Below are 6,076 nucleotides of genomic sequence, written 5' to 3'. Positions count from 1 at the left end.
GATGCAGGCAGCTCATGGCCCGAGCTTGTTCGATACTTGACTTGGTGGCAGGCTTTTTGCGCCGTGAGGATTCACTCACTCGCTTCTAGGTTGTCGGATGAGGCCAAGGGACGGGAGATTGACGAGAGGCTTCTCGCGTTTGTCAGAAGCAGCTTGCCTATGTTGTTTGGTATGGGCCGAAACAATCCTGTTGTTCTCTTTCGTTTTATGGCGTTCTCCGTTTCGCCACGGTTTCATGACCTATTGATGAAACTGCGAGAAAGGCGCAGGTGTCGCTGAATTGGCCCCCTATATTCTAATAATTGCATTGACGCCGAGTCTACTCTATGGGGCGCAGCGATGTAAGATGCGGTTCTTCCAGGTGGCTGCAACGATTATCGCCCTGCTGATCCCCGTAATTCTATGCGGTATGAGAGATGCGTCCGTTGGGACAGACGTCGCAGTTTACGCATTCTGGATGTTTCAGTCTGCGTGCGTCAGCAGCTTTGGTGAGTTTCTCAAGAACTACGCGTCGGAGGCGAATCTGCTCTTCAACGTTCTCACATGGCTGAGTTGTCATCCGTTCGGGTCTTTTGCACTATACCTGGGAGCTATTGAAACGGCTGTCATCGTGCCATTTTACTTTGCAGCACGGCGCGTGTCCAAGGAAGGGCTATGGATAGCCTTCCTCGCGTATGCGCTATTCCTTCTGCCTGTTTCGCTGAACGCCATGAAGCAGATGGTGGCCGCTTCGTTTCTCTTTCTCGCTGCGACATACGCTTTTGACCGAGACCTGAAGAGGTTTATCCTCTGGTATATTGTGGCGATGCTGTTCCATCAGACGGCCGCCGTAGGGCTTCTCCTCTATCCTTTTATCGTGGCCTATCTCTCCTCTTACTCGGGGACGAGGCTGGCTGGAGGAAGGAAGCGTACGGCGATGGCCTTGTTGTTGATCGCTTTGTTCGCCGTTGGCGCTTGTGTTTTGTACTTTGGCTTGTCTTGGCTTGCGTCGATAAAGGGATCGTACTCTTATGCTCTAGACAATAGAGACGCTGGTCTTGATAATGCGATGCTTGTTTTGCTTGTTTTCGTGACGGCCGTTCTTCTGCTCACTTCCGATGCGGCGAGGGCTGAAGATGGATTGAAGGGCGCAGATATGACGCCTCTGCGAGTCATGCGGTGCTTTCTTTGCCTGGTTGCGATAGGCTGCTTAGCCATGCAGCTAGGGGTTATTGCTCAGAATCTGCTGCGATTCGGCTACTATGGCCTGATCTTTCTGCCCTCTGCGATTCAGCTAATGCTTTGCTGTAGGAAGATGCCATTAGGCAGGTTAGTAGTCGCCGCATTCCTATTGTACTTAGCTGCATACTTTGTCCATGTTTATGTTGGGGGCGGCGCTCATGGGGTTTATCCGTTTCTCTTGTCGGAGGGTTTGTTTTGACTAGATTTTCTGTGATCGTCCCTGTCTATAATGGAGAGGCTTATTTGAGCGAGTGTCTCGACTCTGTCGTGTCTCAGGCTTTTCAAGATTATGAGATCGTTGTGGTTGATGATGGATCGACGGACAACACTGCCTCAATATGCAGGCTCTATTCCTCGAGAGATGCGCGCATTCGCGTTGTGAGCCAAAGCAATCAAGGTCTGCTCATAGCCCGTCGCATAGGTTTGCTGGAGTCAAAAGGAGACTACGTCCTGTTTGTCGACTCGGATGATTGCATTCGAGTCGACACTTTGCAAGTGTGTTCCGATGCGATTGATGAGCACGGGTTTGATATCGTCGTGTTTGGAATGATTAGAGGGGTGTCTAGGTCTTGCATTGGCGGTATCGCTTTAGGCCAAATTAAAGCCAGCGCTTGTGGTATTGATCGGTTTCGATGTGGTGTTCTGCGCGGGAAGACAAATTCATTGTGCGGTAAGGCGATAAGGAGAAGCATAATCGACATTTCTGTATCTTATGAAGACTATAGGGGCATGATGCATGGGGAGGATCTGCTTCAGCTCCTTCCGATTGCGGATTGTGCCAAGAAGTGTGGCTATATAGCTGAAGGGCTGTATTTATATCGGGTAAACGATCAGAGCAGTACCGCATGCTATAAAGATTCTCAGCTAGACGATTTGGAGACGCTCTTCCCTCGACTGATCGAATATGGACAAAAGTGGGGTCATTTGATTGATGCCCAGGTTGGGATTTTTGTTCAATACGTGACGTTGGCAAAGATTCTCTACTTGTCAAAGAATAATCGAAAAAAAAGAGCCGACTCTTTAGGAAAAATGAGCGAAAGCCTAGTCAATCAGCGTTTTAATGGCAATACAGAGGCATTGTCTGCTTTGAGGATAGACAATAGGCTTCTCATTGGCGCTATTCTTCGTAAGCGCGATTCGCTTTGTTTTGTAATAGTAAGAGTTGTTAAGTGGGTAAAGCAGATAAGAAGACTGAGAAGATAGGAACCACTGACGAACGCTGGCCTTTTCGAAATTCTTGCACAGAGAAAGCAAAGAGATGGTGTAGTGATGCGAAGCAGCGACAAGGCGCCAGAGGTGAGCGTCATAGTTATCACCTACAATCATTCTGCCTACATTCGTGATGCCCTTGACGGCATTCTCGGGCAGCATGTCGACTTTCCCTTTGAGGTCATCGTCCATGATGACGCCTCGACAGACGGCACGGCGGACGTGGTTCGTCAGTATGCTGTCTCGCATCCTGCTGTCATCCCGTATCTCGAGGAGGTGAATAAGTTCGGCGAGATCCCCAGCGCCCTTCAGCGCTGCGTGTCTTTGGCTAGAGGGAAGTACATTGCGTTTACCGAGGGGGATGACTATTGGGTCGATCCGTCTAAGCTGCAGGTGCAGTATGACTACCTGGAGAAGAACCCTGATCACTCTGCGTGCGTTCACAACGCGTACATCCTCGACCTCACTAACGACCTGGTGTATCTCTCTGAGCCCTGGGGGAAGGACAGGGACAAGACGTACGGCGAGCTGGTTGAAGAGGGGGGAGGCCAGCTTAACCCTACGGCCTCTTTCTTCTTTCGGAAAGAGGCTCTCGATTTCGGATACATGGGCTGCGGGGCCCCCGTGGGGGATCACTTCTGGCTCATGAGTTTCGCGCGGCATGGGAAGGTTAGGTTCATGACCAAGCCCATGTCCGTCTACAGATACGGATCGGCGGGCTGCTGGACGTTCCAGCCGAGAGGCAAGGAGTGGTATATTTCGTATTTTGAGGGCTACAGGCGCGGCTTGCTCTACGAAGACGAAGCATCGTCTCATTTGGCAAGCGAGCATATAGGACGGGCGATTGAGCTCAGGGAGAGCCAGATGAAGAAGCGGCTGCTGTCTTGCGGGTGCAGCTTTTCGGAGGCGGGCCTTCCCGACGAGGTCATGAAGAGGTCCGAGGCGTTCGGCTGTTGCGTGAAAGCCAAGGTCAAGTCTTTGCTGCCGAACTCTGTCTTGAGGGGGCGGGCTCGCGTCAAGAAGCGTTTCGCCGCGAGGAGGCAAGGGCTCCTCGTGGGTGATCTGCGCAAAGGCGCTCCTTCCGAGATAAAGCCGCTGGGGATGCGCGGGGGAGAATAGCTTGTCCTCTGAATTGAAGCAGAGAACGCTCTCCTCTCTCCTATGGAAGCTCCTGGAGCGGGGCGGGAGCTCGCTGGTGCAGCTCGCCGTGCAAGTTATCATGGCGCGCCTGCTTGTTCCAGAGGACTTCGGGGCTCTGGCGATCATGCTCGTGTTCGTGAACGTGAGCAGCGTCATCGTGCAGTCGGGGCTCAACACGGCGCTCGTGCAGTCGCCTAAGGCCGACGAGGGCGACTTCTCCACGGTCTTCTGGATGTCACTGGCGGTGTCGGCCGTCCTCTACGCAGCCGTGTTCCTCGCCGCGCCCGCCGTGGCTGCCTTCTATCAGATGGAGCATCTCGCCTTGCCCCTGCGCGCCCTCGCGCTCGTCCTCGTCGTGAACGCGTACAACGCCGTGCAGGTGGCGTGGGTGCAGCGCGAGCTCGAGTTCCGCAAGGTGTTCACGGCAACTGTAGCCTCGGTGGTCGCGAGCGGGGCCGTGGGGATCGCCGCGGCGCTTCTGGGCGCGGGGCTCTGGGCCCTCGTCGCCCAGCAGCTCTCCTACCAGCTGGTGAGCTGCGTCGTTTTGGCGGCGCAGGTCCCCTGGAGGCCGCGCCTCGTGTTCCGCGCGTCGCGGGCGCGCGAGCTCTTCTCCTTCGGGTGGAAGCTCCTCGTCTCGGGGCTGCTCGACACAGGTTACCAGTCGCTTGCCGACCTCGTGATCGGCAAGCAGTTCTCGGCCTCCCAGCTCGGCTACGTCTCGCAGGGCAAGCGCTACCCGCAGGCGCTCGGGTCCATGCTCGACGGCGCGATACAGCCCGTGATGCTCTCGGCGGTCTCCCGCGTGCAGGGCGACCTGCCCTACGCGAGGCGCCTCGTGCGCCGCGCGCTCAAGACCTCGTGCTACCTCGTCATGCCTTGCATGACGCTGTTCGCCCTCGTGGCGGAGCCCCTCGTGCGCATGCTGCTCGGCGAGCAGTGGCTGCCCTGCGTGTTCTTCATGCAGGTCTACTGCCTCACCTACGCCCTGCTGCCCATCCACACGACCAACCTGCAGGCCCTGAACGCCATGGGCCGAAGCGACCTGTTCCTGAAGCTCGAGCTCGTGAAGAAGGCCTACGGCGTCGCGTTCCTGCTGGTGACCGCGTTCGTGTTCCGGGACGTGTACCTCATGGTGGCAAGCTACCTCGTTTCGGGGGTCATATCCACGTTCGTGAACGCCTGGCCGAGCAAGCGGGTGGTCGGCTACCCCTACGCCGAGCAGCTGCGCGACATAGCGCCGGGGGTGGTCCTGTCGGCCGCCTCTGCCGCCGTCGCGTGGCCGGTGGGCCTGCTCGCCCTGCCCGACCCGGCGACGGTCGCCCTGCAGGCAGCTGTGATGTGCGCGGCGTACCTGGGGCTCTCGAAGGCTCTTCACGTGGAGGCCCTCGAGTACCTGCTGGCCACGGGACGGGAGATCGCCGCTGGGAGACACGGCCGCGCGGAGGGGTAGGCCGCGGCAACCGGCTGAGCTTCTACTTGATTTGAGTAAAAGAACGTTGACAACCGAAGAGAGGGAGAGAGTGGGCAAGGAGAACCGCATACTGGTGACGCGCTCGTCCATGCCGCCGCTGGAGGAGTACGTCGAGGAGATAGCGCCTTTGTGGGAGTCGCACTGGCTCACCAACATGGGCGAGGAGCACAAAAGGCTCGAGGCGGCGCTCAAGGCGCGCCTCAAGGTGGGGAACATCGCCCTGTTCACCAACGGGCACTCGGCGCTCGAGTGCGCCATCGAGGCGCTGGGGCTGGGCTCAGACGGCAGGCGCAAGGTGATAACCACGCCGTTCACGTTCGCGAGCACGGCCCACGCCATCACCCGCAAGGGGCTCACACCCGTGCTCGCCGACGTGAGGCCCGGCGACTACACGCTGGACCCCGAGCGCGTCGAGGAGCTCGTCGACGACGACGTGTGCGCGATCGTGCCCGTCCACGTCTACGGGAGCCTCTGCGACGTCGACGCGATCCAGGCCATAGCCGACCGGCACGGCCTCAAGGTCATATACGACGCGGCGCACGCCTTCGGGGTGGAGCGGCGCATGGCGGACGGCACGTGGCGGGGCGCCGCCTCCTTCGGCGACGCCTCCATGCTCAGCTTCCACGCCACCAAGGTGTTCAACACCGTGGAGGGAGGGGCGGTGTGCTTTCCCGACCCCGCGCTCAAGCCCGTGCTCGACCAGTGGAAGAACTTCGGCATCACCGGCCCGGAGAGCGTGGAGTACGCGGGCGGCAACGCCAAGATGAACGAGCTCTGCGCCGCGATGGGGCTGTGCAACCTGCGCCACGTGGACGAGGAGATCGCCAAGCGCAGGGCCGTGGCCGAGCGCTACTGGGAGCTGCTGGGCGGCGTGCCCGGGGTCAAGGCCTGCGTGCCGCCGGAGGGAGTCAGGCACAACTACGCCTACATGCCCGTCGTCTTCGACCCGACCGTCTTCGGCGCGACCCGAGACGACGTGTTCGACGCGCTCGCGAAGGAGGAGATAGGCGCCCGCAAGTACTTCCACCCGCTCGT

At 58.2% G+C, this 6,076-nt stretch carries 5 protein-coding genes; all 5 read left to right on the top strand.

From position 1 onward, the window contains the following. The first annotated feature begins 361 nt into the window (after nucleotides 1-361). On the top strand, nucleotides 362-1,420 hold the full coding sequence (locus G7Y49_RS11660) for an EpsG family protein (RefSeq protein WP_165174003.1): 1,059 nt from the start codon (nucleotides 362-364) through the stop codon (nucleotides 1,418-1,420). 11 nt (nucleotides 1,421-1,431) lie between these two features. After that, on the top strand, nucleotides 1,432-2,424 hold the full coding sequence (locus G7Y49_RS11655) for a glycosyltransferase family 2 protein (protein ID WP_241157411.1): 993 nt from the start codon (nucleotides 1,432-1,434) through the stop codon (nucleotides 2,422-2,424). A 93-nt stretch (nucleotides 2,425-2,517) separates the two neighbouring features. Further along, a complete protein-coding gene (locus G7Y49_RS11650; RefSeq protein ID WP_165173999.1) occupies nucleotides 2,518-3,549 on the top strand; it encodes a glycosyltransferase family 2 protein in 1,032 nt (343 codons plus the stop codon). Nucleotide 3,550: 1 nt separating this feature from the next. Then, nucleotides 3,551-5,020 carry a lipopolysaccharide biosynthesis protein gene (locus G7Y49_RS11645; RefSeq protein WP_370519666.1) on the top strand — a complete coding sequence of 490 codons (1,470 nt, stop codon included), beginning with the start codon at nucleotides 3,551-3,553 and terminating at the stop codon, nucleotides 5,018-5,020. A 70-nt stretch (nucleotides 5,021-5,090) separates the two neighbouring features. After that, nucleotides 5,091-6,076, top strand: a 986-nt coding sequence (locus G7Y49_RS11640) for a DegT/DnrJ/EryC1/StrS aminotransferase family protein (protein WP_206214693.1), incomplete at its 3' end; no start/stop codon positions are given.

Source organism: Adlercreutzia sp. ZJ242 (genome assembly GCF_011038995.1).
Taxonomy (GTDB): domain Bacteria; phylum Actinomycetota; class Coriobacteriia; order Coriobacteriales; family Eggerthellaceae; genus CAAEEV01.
The sequence above is the reverse complement of the archived record's forward strand: the minus strand, read 5'-3'. Positions and strand labels throughout refer to the sequence as shown.